Source organism: Flavobacterium rhamnosiphilum, from assembly GCF_004349195.1.
Classification (GTDB): domain Bacteria; phylum Bacteroidota; class Bacteroidia; order Flavobacteriales; family Flavobacteriaceae; genus Flavobacterium; species Flavobacterium rhamnosiphilum.
In genome coordinates this window covers 81,640-100,756 of record NZ_SMLG01000009.1, presented here as the reverse complement: position 1 = coordinate 100,756, position 19,117 = coordinate 81,640, and the positions used below count along the sequence as shown (strand labels likewise).

Sequence of the window (19,117 nt, the reverse complement as noted above, 5' to 3'; positions counted from 1 at the left end):
TATACTAAACAACGATGCGGTTAATCATTGATTAACCGCATCGTACTTTAAAAATAGAACGAAGATCGTTATATTTTTTTGTAAAGTGTTTGTGGACAAGAGGTATCACTTTCATTTATTTTGCCCTTTAATGTCTGCAACGATGGTGTCTTGCAGATGTCATCTACTATGGTACTACACATAATATTCTGAACACATGGGTGCAGGGCATCCACAAATAAGTAACCACGCTTATCGCCCGGTGCATCTTTTACACTACCCATTGACATTGTTGCAAATGCTCCAATGGATCCCAAAATGATGACTGCCAAAGGCATCATCAGTTTTTTAAAATTTGTTCTCATAATAAAAAGTATTAATGTTTATGATCTACTCTGTTACAGGTTTTCGATCGTACTCCTGATACTGCGCAGTATGCTTTTCGAGTCGAAAAATCAGCCGCCTTATTTTTTGTTTTATAAAAATTATCTCTGAGTGTTTAGGAGTCGGGTAAAAGTACTATGGCATGGACTATTTTAAGGTTTGTTGAGGAAGTTTCGGATTCTTTTAAATGTAGAAAAATAACCCAAAGATATTTAGCGCGTTACATTGAAAGAAGTAAATGATGTAATAAAAAAGTATCCAAAATTAGATAAAAATGGTAATTGTCAAATTAAGACGGCATTCCTATTCCATAAACAATTGTAATGTCTTTCATTAATTTTATTGTAGAAGTTTGAATTAGTTATTTTTTTGAAAGACAAAGAGCTGCTGAAAAGCAGCTCTTTTATTTATGGCTAAAATCATAAATAGATTTCACCTTCTACAAAGCATAAATGATGTATTTGGAAAAACGAGTATCTAACTAAAAAAAGTGAACAATGTTTTTGGTTTAATTGTATTTATGACATTGGATTAAGGGCGGTGTGCTGGAAAATAAAGAAAAAATATCCAAATATTGAGGGCGGATAATCTTGAAAAGCCTAACGAATTTCCGGATGATTATTATAAAATTGTTTGTATTGATGATCTTTAAATTTAAACCCATGACGTTAGAAGATGTTCAAGAATTAGCTGGACACAAGTGGACTGGAGCTACAGAGAAGTATATCAAGATGGATAGTTTGGAACAGCGGGAACTATTTATTAAATTTTTCCCATTGTAGTTTCTGTTTTCAAAGACTTGTGAAAAGGCGTATTTGGCACGGAATTAGCTATTTATTCAAAATAAAGCTTGTGCGCTTTTATTTTTTTATACCTTTGCATTAATCACTTTACCTAAAGTGCACCCTTCTAAATATGAAAAATTTTAATTTACATAAAGAGAAAGCGGTTAATAGTCTTTTGTTTGTGATAAGTCGACTAGAGAAAGCTGATACGCACAAAACATACAAAATTCTATACTTCGCAGACCAAAAACATTTATTAAAATATGGTCGTCCTATTGTTGGCGATACTTATGTAAAAATGCAATACGGTCCTGTCCCATCGTTTATTAAAGATATAGTAAACGAAGAAATTCAAGGGTTAGAAGAAATTGTTGCTAAATACAATAGATATTTTATCAAACCTTTGAGAGAAGTTAACTTAGACTACCTTTCTGAGAGTGATATTGAATGTTTGACAGAGTCAATCAATGAAAATAAAAATTTAATTTTTGATGATTTGACTGATAAGTCTCATGATTATGCCTACAACAAAGCCAATTGGGCAATTGATTATCTTGATATGGCAAGAGCTATAGGGGCAGATGACAAAACCTTGATGTACATTAACCAACAAATGGTTAACGATAACATTGAGCTTGCATGAGTTTAGGTGATTTATTTCCAGATAATTTAAAAGAACAGTTTGCCGAAAGAAATATAAATATCGGTAATGCTCTGTTGATTAAATTGATAGATATTCAAGTCAATTATGACAAATACATAATTATTGTTGGGATTAACAACATGGAGATGGCTGTGGCTTATGTAATTATTAACACAGAAGTAAATCAAAACGTAGCTCCAACATCATATTTACAAAGTCTTCATTTGCAAATTGATAGAGCAAGACATGGTTTTTTAGCGCATGATAGTTATATTAATTGTAGTGATTTGAAAGAATTTCCTAAACAAGAAATTATTGATTTTTTAATTACTAACCCTGAAAGAGTAGTGGGAAATATCGATGTGGCTCTTTTAACAGATGTTTATCAAACAATAAAAAGTGCAACAACTATTCTGCCAATTCTCAAAAAGAAATACGGATTTATTTAAATAATGAAGTTAAGTCACCTAAATTTTGGTGGCTTTTTATATGTATTCTGGAAAAACCGGTCAAATTGACCACCCTATTCCAGTGCAAATTGACCACCAGTTTCGGAGCAAACTGACCACCACTTTCCAGTTCAAATTGACCACCTAATTTTGGGGTAAAATTGGACATTAAAAACTACTAACTTTTTCATGTTGTTAGCACCATACATTCGTTAAAAAAATACGGATTATGGCAAACAAAATAACAGACATGAGTAAAATTAGAAAAGCAATTAAATTCTACTGTAACGGGAAAAGTAAGTTATTCATAAGTAAGTACTTATCTATTTCTAGAAATACGGTAAAGAAGTATATTTCTTTATTTGAAGTGCTAGGATTAAGTTTTGAAGTAATTAACGAAAAAACAGATGCTGAGTTAGAACTTTTGTTCTCACACACTACCGTGGAATCAATCAGTCCCAAACTGCAGATTCTTTATGATTTTTTTCCTAAAATGGAACGCGAACTAAAAAAAGTTGGCATTACTATACACCATATGTGGGAGCAATATATTGCCCTAAATCCTAATGGTTACAGAAGCTCGCAATTTGGATATCATTATAAAACATGGAGCAAACGAGTCAATCCAGTGATGCATATGAATCACAAAGCTGGTGATAAAATGTATGTGGATTATGCTGGAAAAACACTCTCCATTATTGATAAAGACACGGGAGAAATCAAAGAAGTACAATTTTTTGTAGCCATATTGGGAGCCAGCCAATACACCTATGCAGAAGCTTCCATGAGCCAGCAAAAAGAAGATTTTGTTACTTCGGTAGAAAATGCTATGCGTTTTTTTGAAGGTACTCCTGCGGCAATTGTTCCGGATAATTTAAAATCTGCAGTAATAAAAAGTAGTCGTTTTGAACCCACAATTAATGAAACCTTGGCTGATTTAGCCGAACATTACCAAACTACAATCTTGCCTGCCAGGGCTTACAAACCAAGAGATAAGTCATTGGTTGAAGGAGCTGTCAAGATCTTGTATCGAAGGATTTATGTAAATCTAAAAGAAACTAAATTCTTTTCTCTGGAAGAATTAAACCAGCAAATATGGGATTTATTAGATGCTCATAATAGTCGAAAACTCACAGGACGTCCGTACTCTCGGATAGAATTATTTTTAGAAGATGAGCAACAAAAACTAAGTCCATTACCACAAGAACGTTTTGAAATCAAATACCAATCCTTTGCAACAGTGATGCAAAACGGACATGTTCAATTAAGTCAGGACAAAAATTACTACAGTGTTCCGTATCAATATGTCAAGAAAAAAGCGAAACTATTGTATACCAAATCAACGGTAGAGATCTATCACAAATACAATCGAATAGCCATCCATCCAAGGAATTACAAACCTTATATCTATACCACAACCCCGGAACATTTAGCCAGCACGCATCAATTTGTAGCCCAGTGGAGTGCTGCCCGCTTCATTGATTGGGCCAGTAGTATTGACGAGTCAGTAGCAGAATATATTATGCAAATAATCGAAAGTAGAAACCATCCTGAACAGGCTTATAAAAGTTGTTTGGGAATATTAAACTTCGAAAAAAAGGTAGGGAAAGAGCGATTAATAAATGCCTGTAAGCGGGCACTTGATTTTAAAATTTACAATTTTAAGACCATCCAAAATATTTTAGAAAACAACTTAGATCATATTGAATTTGAACAAGAACCTGAGCAGGAACTTCCAATTCACGGTAACATAAGAGGAAAACAGTATTATAATTAAATTAAAACACAGTAATCATGAATGAATCCACAGTAACAAAAATGAAACAAATGAAGCTTTACGGCATGCATAATGCCTTTAAAACAGCCATTGAAAGCGGGAAAACAGACCATTATACGCTCGATCAGTTTGTATCGATGCTTATTGATGCCGAATGGGATGAAAGGCACAATCGGCGTATTGCCCGCAGTATCACCAACGCCCGATTCCATTACAAGTCAAATATTGAAAGTATCAATTTTGACCAAACCCGTAATCTGGATAGAAATACCATACTGCGTCTGGCAGAATGTGAATTTGTCGAAAAAAATGAAAACATTTTAATCACGGGAAGTACTGGTGTAGGTAAAAGCTATTTAGGCACCGCATTAGGTTATCAAGCCTGTATCCAAGGTTTTAAAGTAAGTTATTTTAATACTTCGAAGCTGTTTGCTAAATTAAAAATGGCCAAAGCAGATGGTTCTTACCTGCGAGAATTGGCCAAAATAGAACGGCAAGATGTTATTATATTAGACGATTTTGGACTCCAAGCTTTGGATAGCAGTAACCGAATTACCCTTTTAGAGATCATTGAAGACAGACATAATAACGGTTCTATTATTGTAACCTCACAAATCCCAGTGCAAGGCTGGTATGACATAATTGGAGAAAAAACCATAGCTGATGCCATTTTGGATAGACTCATACATCAATCTCATCGACTCGAATTACATGGAGAATCTATGAGAAAAAAAAGAGGGATAAACAAAGGGTAATATTTAAGTATATTTGAATACTAATTAACAGATGAAAAAGAGTAGTTTTTAATAAAAAATGGGGTGGTCATTTTGCTCCGGAATTGGGTGGTCATTTTGAATTGGAATCAAGTGCTCACTTTAAATTGGAATTGGGTGGTCAATATCACTGGAATTTGCAAGTTTAGACCTCTGACAGGTTTTCTACGATGTGAATGCGGATGCTTACTTACAAGTTACGAGGTTCGGATAAAAAACAAACATTATTACAAATGTCAAAAATGTAAAAATGTTAGTTTTAACGCTTCGACTACTGAAAAATCAAAATCGGAAGGTTTGAATAACTCTTTTGAAAATTTATTGTCAAATTATACACTTAACAGTCGGTTTATCGAACCTTTTAAATTGCAGTTGCATAAGCTCTTTGATACTATGAACACTGAGGGTAAGGGTGAAATGAAGGGTTTGCTGGTGAAGAAAAAAGAGTTAGAAATGAAAATAGAGAATTTGGACAAGCGCTATTTTGATAATCCAAATTTTGGGGATGAAAAATACAACAAGTATGTATTGCAGTTTACAGACGAATTAAAGGCAATTGAAGAACAAATGGATAGGAACGAAAAAAAAATATCTAACCACAAAATACATGTAGAAAAAGTGGTCGATAAAATTAAAAACATCAGTGAATGCTGGGGTAGAGGAGATATCGAGGATAAAATAAGAATTCAAAATTTAGTATTTCCACAAGGCTTGTCTATTAGGGCAGAAAATAGGGAGTATCTAACCAAAAAAGTGAATGGTATTTTTGAGTTAATCTCAGTGTTTGTAGGGGTTGAGGAAGGTGTTAGAAATGAAAAAACCCATCAAAATGTTGATGGGTTTCTCTCAGTAGCGGGAACAGGACTCGAACCTGTGACCTTCGGGTTATGAGCCCGACGAGCTGCCTACTGCTCTATCCCGCGATGTGCGTTTGTAATTTCAATAAATTCTTAGTAGCGGGAACAGGACTCGAACCTGTGACCTTCGGGTTATGAGCCCGACGAGCTGCCTACTGCTCTATCCCGCGTTGTTTCGGGTGCAAATGTACGACGAAATATCGTATTTCCAATAAAAACTTTAAAAAATGTTTTATTTCGTCTATTGACTTGATATGCCTACCTTTGCAAAATAAATTATAATAAAAATGTCACATAAAGCAGGTTTTGTAAACATCATAGGGAATCCAAACGTCGGGAAATCAACGTTGATGAACGCCTTTGTTGGAGAAAGATTATCAATTATTACTTCAAAAGCACAAACAACACGTCATAGAATTCTTGGAATTGTAAACGGAGAAGATTTTCAAATGATCTTATCGGATACACCTGGAATCATCAAACCGGCCTACGAAATGCAGGAATCGATGATGAATTTCGTTAAATCCGCTTTTGAAGATGCTGATGTGCTGATTTATATGGTGGAAATTGGAGAACAAGAGTTAAAAGACGAAGCGTTTTTCAATAAAATAATCCATGCCAAAATTCCTGTCTTATTGTTGTTGAATAAAATTGACAATTCAAATCAGGCGCAACTGGAAGAGCAAGTGGCTTTCTGGACTGCCAAAGTTCCTAATGCAGAAATTTTCCCAATATCGGCATTACAGAATTTTAATGTGCCGGAAGTTTTTGGACGAATCATTGAATTGTTACCGGAATCTCCTGCATATTACCCGAAAGATCAATTGACAGACAAACCGGAACGTTTCTTTGTGAATGAAACTATCCGTGAGAAAATACTGTTGAATTACAGCAAAGAAATCCCATACGCGGTAGAAATTGTTACCGAAGAGTTTTTTGAAGACGAAAACATCATTAGAATCCGTTCTTTGATTATGGTGGAGCGCGATACCCAAAAAGGAATCATTATAGGACATAAAGGTGCCGCTTTGAAAAAAGTAGGAATGGAAGCCCGTGCCGATTTAGAGAAGTTTTTTGGTAAACAAATCCATATTGAGTTGTACGTGAAAGTGAATAAAAACTGGAGAAGCAACGCTAATATGTTGAAGCGTTTCGGATACAACCAATAGTATAATTTGGGCGTGACCACAAGGGTCAGGCTATACGTTACAATCTTTGTTGCAAAAAGAATTGCAACAAAGGATTTTCACTGCTATCCTTCACGCAAAAAACGGATAGTAAGAATACAAAATAATAGACTACCTTTGCAAAATATTTGAAAATAGAATTATGAATAACATTGTTGCGATAGTAGGAAGACCTAATGTAGGGAAATCAACCCTTTTTAATAGGCTGATACAAAGAAGAGAAGCGATTGTAGATTCGGTTTCGGGAGTAACCCGTGATAGAAACTACGGAAAAAGCGAATGGAACGGAAAGGAATTTTCTGTAATTGATACGGGCGGTTATGTACGTGGATCAGACGACGTTTTTGAAGCCGAAATCCGTAAACAAGTAGAACTTGCTATTGATGAAGCTGATGTTATCATTTTTGTAGTTGATGTCGAAGAAGGTATTACGCCTATGGATGATGCTGTTGCGAGATTGTTGCGTAAAGTGACTAAACCTGTTTTACTTGCTGTAAATAAGGTGGATAACGCCATGCGTGAGAAAGATGCCATTGAGTTTTATAACCTTGGTTTAGGAGAATATTACACATTTGCCAGTATTTCTGGAAGTGGAACCGGAGATTTATTGGACGCATTGATTGATGCTTTTCCAATTAAACCAGAACCAACACAAGAAGAAGTGGTATTGCCGCGTTTTGCAGTTGTAGGTCGACCTAATGCTGGAAAATCAAGTTTTATAAATGCCTTGATTGGTAAAGAAAGATATATTGTTACGGACATTGCGGGTACAACCCGTGATTCTATTGATACAAAATTTGACCGTTTTGGTTTCGAATTTAACTTGGTTGATACGGCAGGAATTCGTCGTAAAGCGAAAGTAAAGGAAGATTTAGAGTTTTACTCGGTGATGCGTTCGGTTCGTGCGATTGAGCATGCTGATATTTGTATTTTAATAATTGATGCTACTCGCGGATTTGAAGGTCAGGACCAAAGTATTTTTTGGTTGGCCGAGAAAAACCGAAAAGGAGTTGTAATCTTAGTAAATAAATGGGATTTAGTCGAAAAAGAAACGATGTCAACCCGTGATTATGAAGCTAAAATCAGAGAAGAATTAATGCCATTTACGGATGTGCCTATTCTTTTTGTTTCAGCTTTAACAAAACAACGTTTGTTGAAAGCATTGGAAGCAACCGTAAAAGTTTTCGAAAACAGACAGCAACGTATTGCGACTTCTAAATTCAACGAATTTATGTTGAAAGTGATTGAAGCATATCCGCCACCAGCAACAAAAGGAAAATATGTAAAAATTAAATATTGCATGCAGTTGCCAACACCAACACCACAGTTTGTGTTTTTTGCCAATATGCCACAATATGTTAAAGAACCGTACAAACGTTATCTGGAAAATAAAATTAGAGAAAACTGGGACTTTTCAGGAGTGCCAATCGATATTTACATCAGAGAGAAATAATATGAAAGTCCCGAGAAATCGGGACTTTTTTTGGTTAAAATCAATATTTAATAGTAAAGAGTATTCCTAATTTTCTTCTTCTTCCAAAGTTTCCATTGGATGATCGCCGTACCAATCTTTAAATGTTTTAGTGGTTTTATAATCATCATGCAATACGGTATAAACCATAAACAGGATTAATGGTATGCCAATGCAATATAGGGTCATTATTACCGGCAAAGTAACGTTAGTTTGACATAAACCGGCAAATACAAAAACATAAATGGTGGTAAACCACACGAGTTTAATTGCAAAATTTTTCATGGCTATATCTTTTTAATAAAGTTACGCCAGGAATTTTAAATTTTAAGTTAATGTATTGATAATCAATATTTAAAATAAAATTAATTATTTGTTTTTCTTATCAATGAAAAGTCATAAATACTGTTTAAACCTTTTTTGAGACTTTTATTTTGTGGAAAATACTGAGCCGGATAATATCTCTGTTGAAATAATCGATTCCATTGGTTCGTTGTTGAAAACTGTTTAAATAGCCCAATTCTAATGCAATATTTTTATTTATGCCGTATTGTACTGCGGCATAAATTCTATTTTGATCAAATGTGTTTTTAAGGATAGTTTTTCCCGCATTGAACATTATTTCATCTGAAAGAATAGTTTTTAAATATTGATTTTCTTTTTTCCAAAAAGTATAATCGGCTTGAAGTCTATATCTGAATCTCCAAGAAAATGTAGTGCCAGGTAACAACGCTTCTTTATTGGCATTATGTATAAATCGTTCTTCTGCTTGAAATCGTTGATTCAATGTTACTTTGCCAACGTTTAGTTTCCATGTAATGTCTTGTTGTCCTCTGTATTCCGGAGTTTTAAAAGTATAAGATACTTCAGGTTCTTGTGTAGCAACGGAGAAATGAGTAAAGCCAATTCCTGTTTCTAAATGTTCATTGATTTTATAGCGGCCTTGAATTCGTATGACATATAAATTTTCCTTTACGGGTTTTAAAAAAAGCCTATTATCAAATTCTGTATGTAAAGACCATTTTTCATTTAATAGCAATTGATTGTAATAGCGTGTCCAAAGAATGCTTTGATGATCTATGTTTTTCTCCGTTTGAGCTCGGGATATAAAGCAGACTAAGAAAAAGAAGAGGATTTTGGTTATTTTCATGAAGTTTCATTCAATTTTCGGCAAATCTAAGCAAACGTTTTAAAAAGAATCACTTAGGTTAAACCTTTTATTTATTTCGGGGTCTTACCCCTTTCTAAACAAAGTTTTATATGTCTAAATTGTACTTTTTTTTACTTTTTTTGCTTTTTTGTTTTTCTGCCAATGCACAAGAAGAATATATTATTAAAGGAACTGTTCTTGATGTGAATACCCAAATTCCTTTAGAGGCGGCAACGGTTTATTTTTCCAATGTAAAAGATTCTACGGTATTAGAATATACAACCACGGATAAAAATGGCCTTTTTAAAATTACGTCCAAAAAATATGAAAAACCCGTTTTTTTGAAGATATCCTATTTGGGATATCAAACCTATGTTGAGGAACAAAAAGGGATTTTGGAGAATAAAGATTTTGGAAGACTTTATTTGTTAGAAAATGCAAATGCTTTAGCCGGTGTGACTATAAAAAGCGAAGCACCTCCAATTCGTGTAAAAAAAGACACACTGGAGTTTCATGCAGGATCTTTTAAGGTGCGCCCTGATTCTAATGTAGAAACGTTATTAAAGCAATTACCCGGTTTTGAAGTTGATAATGACGGAAAGATTACGGTAAATGGTAAAGAAGTTACCCAGTTTTTAGTAAACGGTAAAACTTTTTTTGATAAGGACGGGGCAATGGCATTAAAAAACCTTCCCGCAGAAATCATTAATAAAGTTCAGGTTTCCGATTTTAAAACCAAAAAAGAGGAATTGTCTAAACAAGAGTCAACTTCAGATTATTCGAGTATCAATTTGACTATTGACGAAAAGAAAAATAAAGGTTTTTTTGGAAAATTCTTAGGTGGTTATGGTACTGATGATCGTTATGAAAGCAGTATGGTAATGAACTTTTTTAATAACAAACAAAAAATAAGTGTTTTAGCTTCTTCCAACAACATTAATTCTTCCGGTTTTTCTATGGATGAGGTATTTGATAGTATGGGTGGAGGAAGAAACAGTAGAGGAGGGAATACTTCTTCAGTAAGTGGAAAAGGAATTACCCAGTCTAATTTGGCGGGATTCAATTATACCGATGAGTGGTACAAAGATTTCAATGCTACTGCAAGTTATAATTTTTCGAATACCAATACCCAAAATGACAGTAAGTCCAAACAAATCAATTTATTGCCTACCGGTAGTTTCTCCACCGAATCGGAGTCGGAGTCAAGAGACGAAAATACCGGAAATAAAGCAAATCTGGAGTTTGAATATAAAATTAATCCAACAATGAGACTTGTAGTTACTCCAAAATTGAACCTTTCAAATTCTAATAGTAATTCAAGTGCAGCAAGTTTCTCCAGAGATGAAGATGAAGAACTTTTAAATGAAAGCAAATCAAAATCGTATAGAGAAAACAAATCGACTAATTTTGGGAACACGATAAATTTTAATAAAGCCTTCCAAAAAAAGACTCGTAATCTAAGTTTTGTTTTCACTAATAGTAATACCAATAGTGGTTCAGATGTTTTAACAGAGTCTAAAACTATTTTTTATCAAGATGGACAATCTGATGATGAGAGAAATCAAAATAGTAAAAATGAAAACACGAATGATTCCTACTCAGCTGATATTGAATATACAGAGCCGATAACCGATTCTATACGAGTTCGTTTTGGTGCCGATTTTGATTGGAGGAAGGAGATAAAAGATTTGGAAACTTTCGATTTTGATGGTAATTCTCAATCGTATTCGGTTCTAAATGAGTCCTTGTCTAATTTCACCACCTCCAAACAAAATTCCGTTAGTCCCAAAGTGGGTATCACTTTCGAAAAAAATAAATTTACATTTAATTTGAATTCCAGTACTTCCATTATTGATTTTGATAATCATTCGCTATACTTAAATAAAGTAACCGATTTGAACAAAAAATATGTACTGCCTTATGGAAGAGCACAAATTAGATACAAGTTGGATCGTTCGAAATTTATCACTTTGCAATATGATTATTCCAAAAGTCTGCCTTCGTCAAGTCAATTGCTGCCAGTAGAAAATCTGGCTAATCCTTTGAATACGATAATAGGAAATCCTAATTTGAATCCCAATGAAAAGCATAGTGCCAATATCAATTTCAGGAATTTTGATTTCCGTACCCGTTCGGGTTATAGTTTGTATGCAAGGGGAGATTATAATAATAGTCAAGTGGTTTCCATTTCGGTATACGATGCCAGTAGAAAAAGGACTACGACTTATGAAAATATTTCAGGAACATACGCTACTGCTATAGGAGGAAATTGGAATCAATCCATAAAAAGAGAAGCACATACGTTACGATATGGGGTTGGCTTGAACAGTAGTTATTCTTTGGATAAAGGGTTTACCAATGGCGTTTTGTATAGTGCTAAATCATTGGTAATTACACCAAGGGTATATTTAAATTATGATTACGGAGAAGCGTTGACTATAGCGCCATCATATAGTTTATCTTATAATGAATCAAAATATTCCAATTATGTAACCAATGGAAGTTCTAATGTGGTTCATCGGATTAATCTGCAAACTACCAGTTATTGGCCAAAAAACTGGATTTTCGGAAATGATTTCGGTTATAACTACAATTCCAGAATTGCAAGTGGTTTTAAGAAAGATTTTTATCTCTGGAACACCAGTTTGTCCTATAGCTTTTTTAATAAAAACATGATTGCCAAAGTAAAAGTATATGACGTTCTCAATCAGAATCAGAATTTTTCCAGAACTATTTCGGCTACTACCATTCGCGATGAAGAAAACACCATTTTAAAACGATATGGCATGTTTTCGCTAACCTATAAAATTCAAGATTTTTCGGGTATGAAGAAGCTTCCAAGAGGTGAAAACAGGAGAGAGGGCTTCCGGGAGACTATGGGAGAGAATTAAAAAGAAAGCGGTTGTGATTCACAACCGCTTTCTTTATGGGGTTATACCAGTTTCAATAAAACACCAAAAAGGGCAGCAATACCAATAATATGAGGTTCCTGAATTTTTTTAGTATAAACCAGAAGCAAAATGGTTCCTATGGCAATCAGTATTGTTGGTAAATCTACAATCGAACGGCTGGCAATTACAATTACTGCTCCAACCAAAGCACCAATTACCGCAGCAGTGATTCCGTCAACAAATGCTTTAATGCTTTTGTTTTGGGCGATTTTTTTGAAATAAGGGGCAGGAATAACGGTGAACAAATAGCAAGGCAGGAAAGTGGCTAAAGCAGCGACACAAGCTCCTGTAAATCCTGCGACTAAATAGCCAATGAAGCCAACTGTGATAACAACTGGGCCCGGAGTAATCATGGCCACGGCTACTGCATCAACAAATTGATTTTCGGTTAACCATCCGTATTCATTGACAACCCCACTGTGTAAAAAAGGAACAATTGCCAGTCCGCTTCCAAAAACAAAGGCTCCAGCTTTAATAAAAAACCAAGCAATATCTCCTAATTTCTCCAGTTCGATAGTAGAGAAACCTGCAGTGCCTAATAACAAGTAAGATGCTGTGTTAGGACGTTTTATCCATTCAGGAGGAGCTTTTACAATCATATAAATAAGACCTAGACCTACAAACAAAAGGACTTCTTCTTTTTGTGTGACCGCTGTGAGAATGATTGAACAGATATAAAATCCCCATAGCAACCAATTTTTTTTGATAGTAGAAATTTCAAATTTGCCAATAGATTTAATGGTGAGTTTATAGGAGCTCAGAACAATGATGCCAATTACAGCGGCACTTACACCGTAAAAAACAGCTTGCATCCATGGCAAACCGCCATAGGCTTGATATGCTATTCCTAATAATACTACCATGATAAAAGAAGGTAAGACAAATGCTAATCCTGAAACCGTAGCGCCTAAAATACCATAATGTACGTATCCAATGTAAATTCCTAATTGTGCGGCTAACGGACCTGGGGCTAATTGCGAAAGAGCCAAACCTTCTTTATAGTCAGACTCACTAATCCACTTTTTATCTTCAACCAAATCACGTTGCATATAACTAACTAAAGCAACGGGACCGCCAAAACCAGTTGTCCCCAACTTAAGAAAATATTTTATTAAGTCGAATAAGGTATAATTTGCAGTTGTCTTTTTGAATTCACTCATGTATTTTAAATGAATAGTTTATTAAAATGCGATTCCAAATTGAAAAAGCAGTCTTTAAGAAGAGATACTTTGTGATTTCCAAATCGGAAGTTTGTTTAAAATATATCTAGATTTCAGTAATAGAAATTAAAAATACCGCAGTCATAAACGAATCGCGGTATTTTTAGAAATGTACAATTTTATTCTAATGTAAAGGTTTTTCAACCACTATAATGAATATTTCAAAGTGATGCCATAGGTTCTTTGATCTCCTATTACACCAGCATATTGTCCTGTATTTCCACCAGCAGGCAATAGTTGTTCGTAGTAATCCTTATTTAAAAGGTTACGTCCCCAGAAGTGAACAGATAAACCTTGAGATGCACGGAAACCTAAACGGGCGTTAAAAATAGCGTAACCGGGAACGATTAAGTATTTTGAAGCAGAAGGACTTGATGAGAATTCAGAACGAGCATAAGAATCAACGGCAATGAAAATTTTGCCTGAATTCCCAAAGAATTTTGCATTGTCAGAAAGCTCACCTCCTAAAGATCCAGCCCATTTTGAAGCACCAGGTAAATCAGTTCCTGAAACATCTTTAAAAGCTACTGAAGCTCCTGTTTCTTCTAGTGGAAGTGGGGCATTTGTGAATTTAATATACTTTCCGTCAGTATAAGTTGCAGCTCCGTTTATGGTTAGGTGGTTGTTAATTACAAAACTTGCATCTAGTTCTGCACCTCTTACACGTACTTTATCTGCATTGGCAAGATAGCCACGGTTTACACCTAATTCGGCAGCTTGAACATTTGTTTGAAAATCTTTAATATCTGTATTAAAGAATGTCAAGTTTAATATTGAGTTTTTAAAAGGAGAAGTTTTTACCCCTATTTCATAATGATCTACTTTTTCTGGTTTAATTACCGCAAGGTCAAGTAAAGGCTGACCTGCTGAATTAGTTGGAAGCCCGGCTACATTCACACCAACTGGTTTGTAGCTCTTTGCATAAGTTGCATACGCATTGATTTTGTCTGAAGCTTTAAAAGACACGGTTAAGTTTCCAGAAAAGTCAGTATTATCAGTATTTGATGTAAAAGCTTGGTCAGAATAAACTAATTTTTTTAAAGCAAGTAGTGCAGGATCGGTAGTTTGAAGACCTCCGTATGTTTTACGGCTGTAATCTGCATCTTTTTTGTCAAAATTGTATCGTAAACCTGGTAATACATGTAAGCGATCTGTTATTGCCCAGTCTAATTGACCGAACACTGCCGCACTGGAAGATCTGATTCTGGCATCAGTTTTTATTCCGTATCCTTCAAAAAGGCCTGGAGTTTTCCATAATGAGCTGGTAGTACTTTGTGCAAATCTCCATTGTGCATTACCCGATTCTTCTGTACCGTTTGTTTTTGATGTTTGGTCAATAAAAAATACACCCGCAACACCACTCAATTTAGATGTAAGTTGACCTGCATAACGAATTTCTTGCGTTATTTGTGTATGTCTGGTAGGGTTTTGCGATTTTGCCAATACTTGTAATCCTGTAAAATCTCTGTCATTGGATGGATCCCAATTCCAAAAACGCCAAGCGGTAGTTGCCGTAAGTGTTCCAGTTCCAATTTTTGTATCAATAGTTAGAGATACGCCACCTAAATCTTGTCCTGAACGCCATGGAGTATCGTGGTCAATTTTACGATCAAAGGCATTTAGGCTTGGAAGAGAGTAGTTCAAATCAGCAATAATTTGGTTGAACTGACGGTAAGCAGCTCTTTTAGTAGGGGCAACACCGGCAACCACTTGCGCATAACCGTCTGGGCGCTGCGTTGTAATATCTGCTGCCAATGTAATATTCGTGTTTTCTGTTGGCGTATAAAGTAATTGTCCTCTGATTCCTTGATTATTTAGTGTATTTGTAGTTCTTCCTGTTGCAACATTATCTATTAGACCGTCACGTTGCGTACCAGAAAAAGAGATACGACCTGCAATTTTTTTACTCAAAGCTCCTGTAATAGAAGCTTTGGCTTGTAGGAACGCATAATTTCCATAACTCAGTTCGAAGTCAGCACCTGAAGTAAAACTTGGCTTACGAGTTGTGATGTTAAAGGCTCCCGAAGTTGTATTTTTACCGAATAATGATCCTTGCGGGCCACGTAATACCTCAATTTGTTCTACATCGATAAAATCTAAAGTGGTTGCCGCTGGACGTGCGTAGTAAACACCATCAACATAGAAACCAACACCTGGATCAATTCCATCATTTGTAAGTCCAAAAGGTGAACCTAGGCTTCGAATATTAATACCTGTATTTCTTGGGTTTGAAGAATATAATTGAACTGATGGCACTAGTTCTTTTATGCGATTAACGTTAAAAGCTCCAGTTTGTTCTGCCTGTTTTCCTGTTATAACTGATATTGCGATAGGCACATTTTGAACTTTTTCTATTCGGCGTCTTGAGGAAACTACAACTTCTATAAGTTGGTTTTCTTCTCCCAGAATTATTTCTAAAGGAGTACTGGATACTTTGTTGATTATAATCTCTTTGGATGTATAACCAACATGTTGGATTATAAGGATTAAAGGAAATCTCTCTTGAGAGTCAATTGAGAATTTTCCTATTGCATTGGCAGTAGAACTTAAGGTTGTGCCTTTTATTACAACATTGGCTCCTTCCAGAGGTATATTTTGATTATTGGTTATTACCCCTTCAATGTTTTGAGCAAAAGAGTTAGAAAATATAAGTAGTAATACTATGCTTGCAATTATTTTTGTGTAAATCGGTTTCATTATTTTATTAATTATATGTAATTAGTAGAATTTAAATTAATTTTTTTTTAACTAGCACATACACATCATTAAAGTGTTGAAATTTTCAATACGTATTGGATTTGTTTCTTTCTGATTTTGGGTAGATAAACGGAGTTTACTTCGAGACTTTTTCATAAGTTAAAATGTTGATTGTTAATCATGAGTTAAATTTGAGGCAAATATATAATTAATTCTATAAAATTAGTAGAGTTTAAAAAATATTTTTTTATTTTTTTACTAACGAAGCAATAGTAATGCCTTCCATTGCCTTTAAAGTTTCCTCTCTAATGGTAATTAATCCGTGTCTTAACAGGCATTCCGATTCATCGACACAATCAGAACAGCGTTCGTAAAAATTCAATGAGGCACAAGGAAGTAAAGCAATAGCGCCATCAAAAAGTCTGTGAATATCGGCTAAAGTAATGTCGTTTTTAGGTTTTAAAAGATAATAACCGCCAAATTTCCCTTGTTTACTTCCTACGAAATGTCCGCGTTTTAGATCCAATAAAATCTGTTCCAAAAACTTTTTTGGAATAGTGGCCGCCTCGGCAATTTCGATAGTTCGAGAAACATGGGTTTCTTCTTGTTGCGCTAAATATAAGAGGGCCTTTAGTGCGTATTTGGCTTTATGTGAAAGCATTTACTATGATTGATTTATGTTTTTTGAATAGATTAGACGCTGCAAATATTTAAAAAAATATTTACAATTTAAAAGAGCCTTTAATTTTTGAATTTCGGATGTACTTGTCTTATCAAGATGGAAACGGTATACTACCAATCTCCACCAGATCCACCGCCAGAGAAACCTCCGCCACCAAATCCACCACCGAAACCGCCTCCGCCAAATCCACCACCAGATGAACCACCACCGAAACTACCTCCGCCGCTGTTTCTTCCAAGACTGCTTAGAATAATAACATCTAATAAACTGGGTCCTATACCACCGCCTCTGTTACCGGAATTTCCACCGCCGCCTTTGTTTCTGGAAATCAGCACCAGTATAATGATGACAATAACGATTAATGGTAAAATGGGGAATCCTTTATCTTTGGTTTTTTTAACTCGTTCGCCTTTATATTTTCCTTTGAAAACATCAAATAAAGCATCCGTTCCTTTATCAAGCCCTTTGAAATAACTTCCCGCTTTAAATTCAGGAATAATAATGTTTCGGGTAATTTCTCCACCAATACCGGCAGTTAATCGATCTTCAAGACCATATCCTGGCGAGATCCATATTTTTCTTTCGGCTTTTGCCAATAAAATAAGTACACCATTGTCGTTTTTTGCGGTTCCACCAATTCCCCAGGCATGCCCCCATTTTGGAGTAAGGATACCAATGTCTTCTCCTTTAAGGCTTTCGATGGTAATCACCACAATTTGGGTTGTGGTAGAATCAGAATATTTAATTAGCTTTTCTTCTAATTGTGCTTTTTCGGTTGCGCTTAAAACATTCGCATAATCATAAACAGAAGTCTGTAAAGTTGGTTTTTCAGGAATGGTAAATTGTGCAAAGCCAATTTGTGTGAATAACAAACAAACAAACAGCTTCAGAAAAATTAAGGTACTCTTTTTTTGTAATAGCATTATCCTCTAGATATTTCGTTTGATAATTCATTTGTGTCGCCTTCTTGCCAAGGGAAGTATTTCTGCAATTGCTCTCCGGCTCTGGTGATTCCATCAATTAGACCTTGCTTGAAATCTCCTTTTTTGAACTCTGCCACCATAATATCGCGGGTACAATTCCAAAAATCATCTTGAACTACATCATTAATGCCTTTGTCACCACAAACTACAAAATGTCGATCTTCTACAGCTAAGTAAATTAAAACACCATTTTGAAGCTCGGTTTCATCCATTTTTAGTTCATGAAAAACTTCCAAGGCACGATCATACGCATCCATGGAAGTTGTTTTTTCTATATGAACTCTAATCTCGCCAGAAGTATTTTTTTCAGCCATACGAATAGCTTCAACAATTTCTTGTTCATCTTCTTTGGTTAAAAAATCTTCTACTTTTGACATTGAAATATTTTTGAGTTAAGATTAGCGATTTTTGATTTCAGAATTGTTAAATCTGCAATCAAAAATCGTTAATTTTTAAAGTTTGTTTCTTCAATTTAAATTTGATTTATTTTGGCTTCTAAAAATCTAAGAAGTCTAATAATCTAACTTTAGAATTTTACTTCAACAGGTTTATCTGCACCTTCAACAGCATTAAAGTATGCTTTCTCTTTGAATCCAAACATTCCAGCAAATAAGCTGTTTGGAAACGTTTTAATATGAGAATTATAAGGTTTTACAGCTTCGTTGAAACGAGTTCTCGCCGTTAGAATTTGATTTTCAGTACTAGCCAATTCGTCTTGTAATTTCAAGAAATTTTGGTTGGCTTTCAATTCAGGATATGCCTCAACCGTTACTAATAATCGAGACAATGAACTGCTCACACCGCTTTGTGCTTTGTTGAATTCCGCTAATTGTTCCGGAGTAATATTTGCAGGATCAATTTTTACAGCGGTAGCTTTAGAACGTGCTTCAATAACTGCTGTTAATGTGCTTTTTTCAAAATCAGCGGCACCTTTTACAGTATTTACTAAATTCCCAATAAGGTCATTTCTTCTTTGATATGCTGTTTGAACATCACCCCAGGATTGTTCTACATTTTGGTTTAAAGTTACTGCAGTATTATTAATTCCTTTAACCCAGCTGTAAATTACAAAAATTACAACTGCTCCGATAATCCAAGGCAAAAATCTTTTCATGTTTATTTAATTTAA

At 34.9% G+C, this 19,117-nt stretch carries 17 protein-coding genes and 2 tRNA genes; 7 read left to right on the top strand and 12 right to left on the bottom strand.

The features are described from left to right. Nucleotides 1-68 precede the first annotated feature (68 nt). Complete coding sequence (locus E0I26_RS12265; RefSeq protein WP_131916758.1) at nt 69-344, bottom strand: hypothetical protein; 276 nt, start codon at nt 342-344, stop codon at nt 69-71. A gap of 934 nt (nt 345-1,278) precedes the next feature. On the opposite strand from E0I26_RS12265, the gene E0I26_RS12260 reads away from it, so the two are divergent. After that, nucleotides 1,279-1,791 carry a Panacea domain-containing protein gene (locus tag E0I26_RS12260; protein WP_131916757.1) on the top strand — a complete coding sequence of 171 codons (513 nt, stop codon included), beginning with the start codon at nt 1,279-1,281 and terminating at the stop codon, nt 1,789-1,791. Then, on the top strand, nt 1,788-2,240 hold the full coding sequence (locus E0I26_RS12255) for a hypothetical protein (protein WP_131916756.1): 453 nt from the start codon (nt 1,788-1,790) through the stop codon (nt 2,238-2,240). Before E0I26_RS12260 ends, E0I26_RS12255 begins: the two co-directional genes overlap by 4 nt. Here E0I26_RS12255 and E0I26_RS16520 read toward each other — a convergent pair. Then, nucleotides 2,233-2,409, bottom strand: coding sequence for a hypothetical protein (locus E0I26_RS16520; RefSeq protein WP_165929445.1), 177 nt, complete (start codon nt 2,407-2,409; stop codon nt 2,233-2,235). The two genes, E0I26_RS12255 and E0I26_RS16520, sit on opposite strands and share 8 nt — an antisense overlap. Before the next feature lie 60 nt (nt 2,410-2,469). Here E0I26_RS16520 and istA point away from each other — a divergent pair, with 60 nt between their 5' ends. Both istA and istB read left to right on the top strand, forming a co-directional pair. Beyond that, nucleotides 2,470-4,017: an IS21 family transposase gene (gene istA / locus E0I26_RS12250; protein WP_131916755.1), complete on the top strand. Its 1,548-nt coding sequence runs from the start codon at nt 2,470-2,472 to the stop codon at nt 4,015-4,017. Between the two features lie 17 nt (nt 4,018-4,034). Next, on the top strand, nt 4,035-4,772 hold the full coding sequence (istB, locus tag E0I26_RS12245; RefSeq protein WP_113667236.1) for an IS21-like element helper ATPase IstB: 738 nt from the start codon (nt 4,035-4,037) through the stop codon (nt 4,770-4,772). An 868-nt stretch (nt 4,773-5,640) separates the two neighbouring features. On the opposite strand, the gene E0I26_RS12240 is transcribed toward istB, so the two are convergent. Together E0I26_RS12240 and E0I26_RS12235 are read right to left on the bottom strand one after the other, a co-directional pair. After that, nucleotides 5,641-5,713: transfer RNA gene (locus E0I26_RS12240), tRNA-Met, on the bottom strand. A 31-nt stretch (nt 5,714-5,744) separates the two neighbouring features. Continuing rightward, a tRNA-Met gene (locus E0I26_RS12235) sits at nt 5,745-5,817 on the bottom strand. A 117-nt stretch (nt 5,818-5,934) separates the two neighbouring features. Here E0I26_RS12235 and era point away from each other — a divergent pair. Continuing rightward, nucleotides 5,935-6,816, top strand: a complete 882-nt coding sequence (era, locus tag E0I26_RS12230) for a GTPase Era (RefSeq protein WP_131916754.1) — start codon at nt 5,935-5,937, stop codon at nt 6,814-6,816. Between the two features lie 160 nt (nt 6,817-6,976). Next, nucleotides 6,977-8,287, top strand: a complete 1,311-nt coding sequence (gene der / locus E0I26_RS12225) for a ribosome biogenesis GTPase Der (RefSeq protein WP_131916753.1) — start codon at nt 6,977-6,979, stop codon at nt 8,285-8,287. Between the two features lie 66 nt (nt 8,288-8,353). Here der and E0I26_RS12220 read toward each other — a convergent pair whose 3' ends face one another. Beyond that, nucleotides 8,354-8,590, bottom strand: a complete 237-nt coding sequence (locus E0I26_RS12220) for a hypothetical protein (RefSeq protein WP_131916752.1) — start codon at nt 8,588-8,590, stop codon at nt 8,354-8,356. A 124-nt stretch (nt 8,591-8,714) separates the two neighbouring features. Then, nucleotides 8,715-9,455 (bottom strand): DUF2490 domain-containing protein, encoded by a 741-nt coding sequence (locus E0I26_RS12215; RefSeq protein WP_131916751.1) that lies wholly within the window; start codon nt 9,453-9,455, stop codon nt 8,715-8,717. Nucleotides 9,456-9,565: 110 nt separating this feature from the next. Between E0I26_RS12215 and E0I26_RS12210 the strand changes: the two genes are divergently transcribed. Beyond that, nucleotides 9,566-12,346 (top strand): outer membrane beta-barrel protein, encoded by a 2,781-nt coding sequence (locus E0I26_RS12210; protein WP_131916750.1) that lies wholly within the window; start codon nt 9,566-9,568, stop codon nt 12,344-12,346. Nucleotides 12,347-12,387: 41 nt separating this feature from the next. Here E0I26_RS12210 and E0I26_RS12205 read toward each other — a convergent pair whose 3' ends face one another. From E0I26_RS12205 to E0I26_RS12180, 6 genes are all read right to left on the bottom strand, one after another. Continuing rightward, entirely contained in the window at nt 12,388-13,566 is a 1,179-nt protein-coding gene (locus E0I26_RS12205; protein WP_131916749.1) for a chromate transporter, read from the bottom strand. Nucleotides 13,567-13,773: 207 nt separating this feature from the next. Further along, nucleotides 13,774-16,323, bottom strand: coding sequence for a TonB-dependent receptor (locus tag E0I26_RS12200; protein ID WP_131916748.1), 2,550 nt, complete (start codon nt 16,321-16,323; stop codon nt 13,774-13,776). A gap of 247 nt (nt 16,324-16,570) precedes the next feature. After that, the gene (locus tag E0I26_RS12195; protein WP_131916747.1) at nt 16,571-16,984 is read right to left on the bottom strand and encodes an RrF2 family transcriptional regulator; all 414 of its coding nucleotides are present in this window, start codon (nt 16,982-16,984) and stop codon (nt 16,571-16,573) included. A 131-nt stretch (nt 16,985-17,115) separates the two neighbouring features. Then, nucleotides 17,116-17,928 carry a TPM domain-containing protein gene (locus E0I26_RS12190; protein WP_131916746.1) on the bottom strand — a complete coding sequence of 271 codons (813 nt, stop codon included), beginning with the start codon at nt 17,926-17,928 and terminating at the stop codon, nt 17,116-17,118. Continuing rightward, nucleotides 17,928-18,365 carry a TPM domain-containing protein gene (locus tag E0I26_RS12185; RefSeq protein WP_131916745.1) on the bottom strand — a complete coding sequence of 146 codons (438 nt, stop codon included), beginning with the start codon at nt 18,363-18,365 and terminating at the stop codon, nt 17,928-17,930. The genes E0I26_RS12190 and E0I26_RS12185 overlap by 1 nt, the downstream gene beginning before the upstream one ends. A 149-nt stretch (nt 18,366-18,514) precedes the next feature. Further along, a complete protein-coding gene (locus E0I26_RS12180; protein ID WP_131916744.1) occupies nt 18,515-19,102 on the bottom strand; it encodes a LemA family protein in 588 nt (195 codons plus the stop codon). Nucleotides 19,103-19,117: the final 15 nt, after the last annotated feature.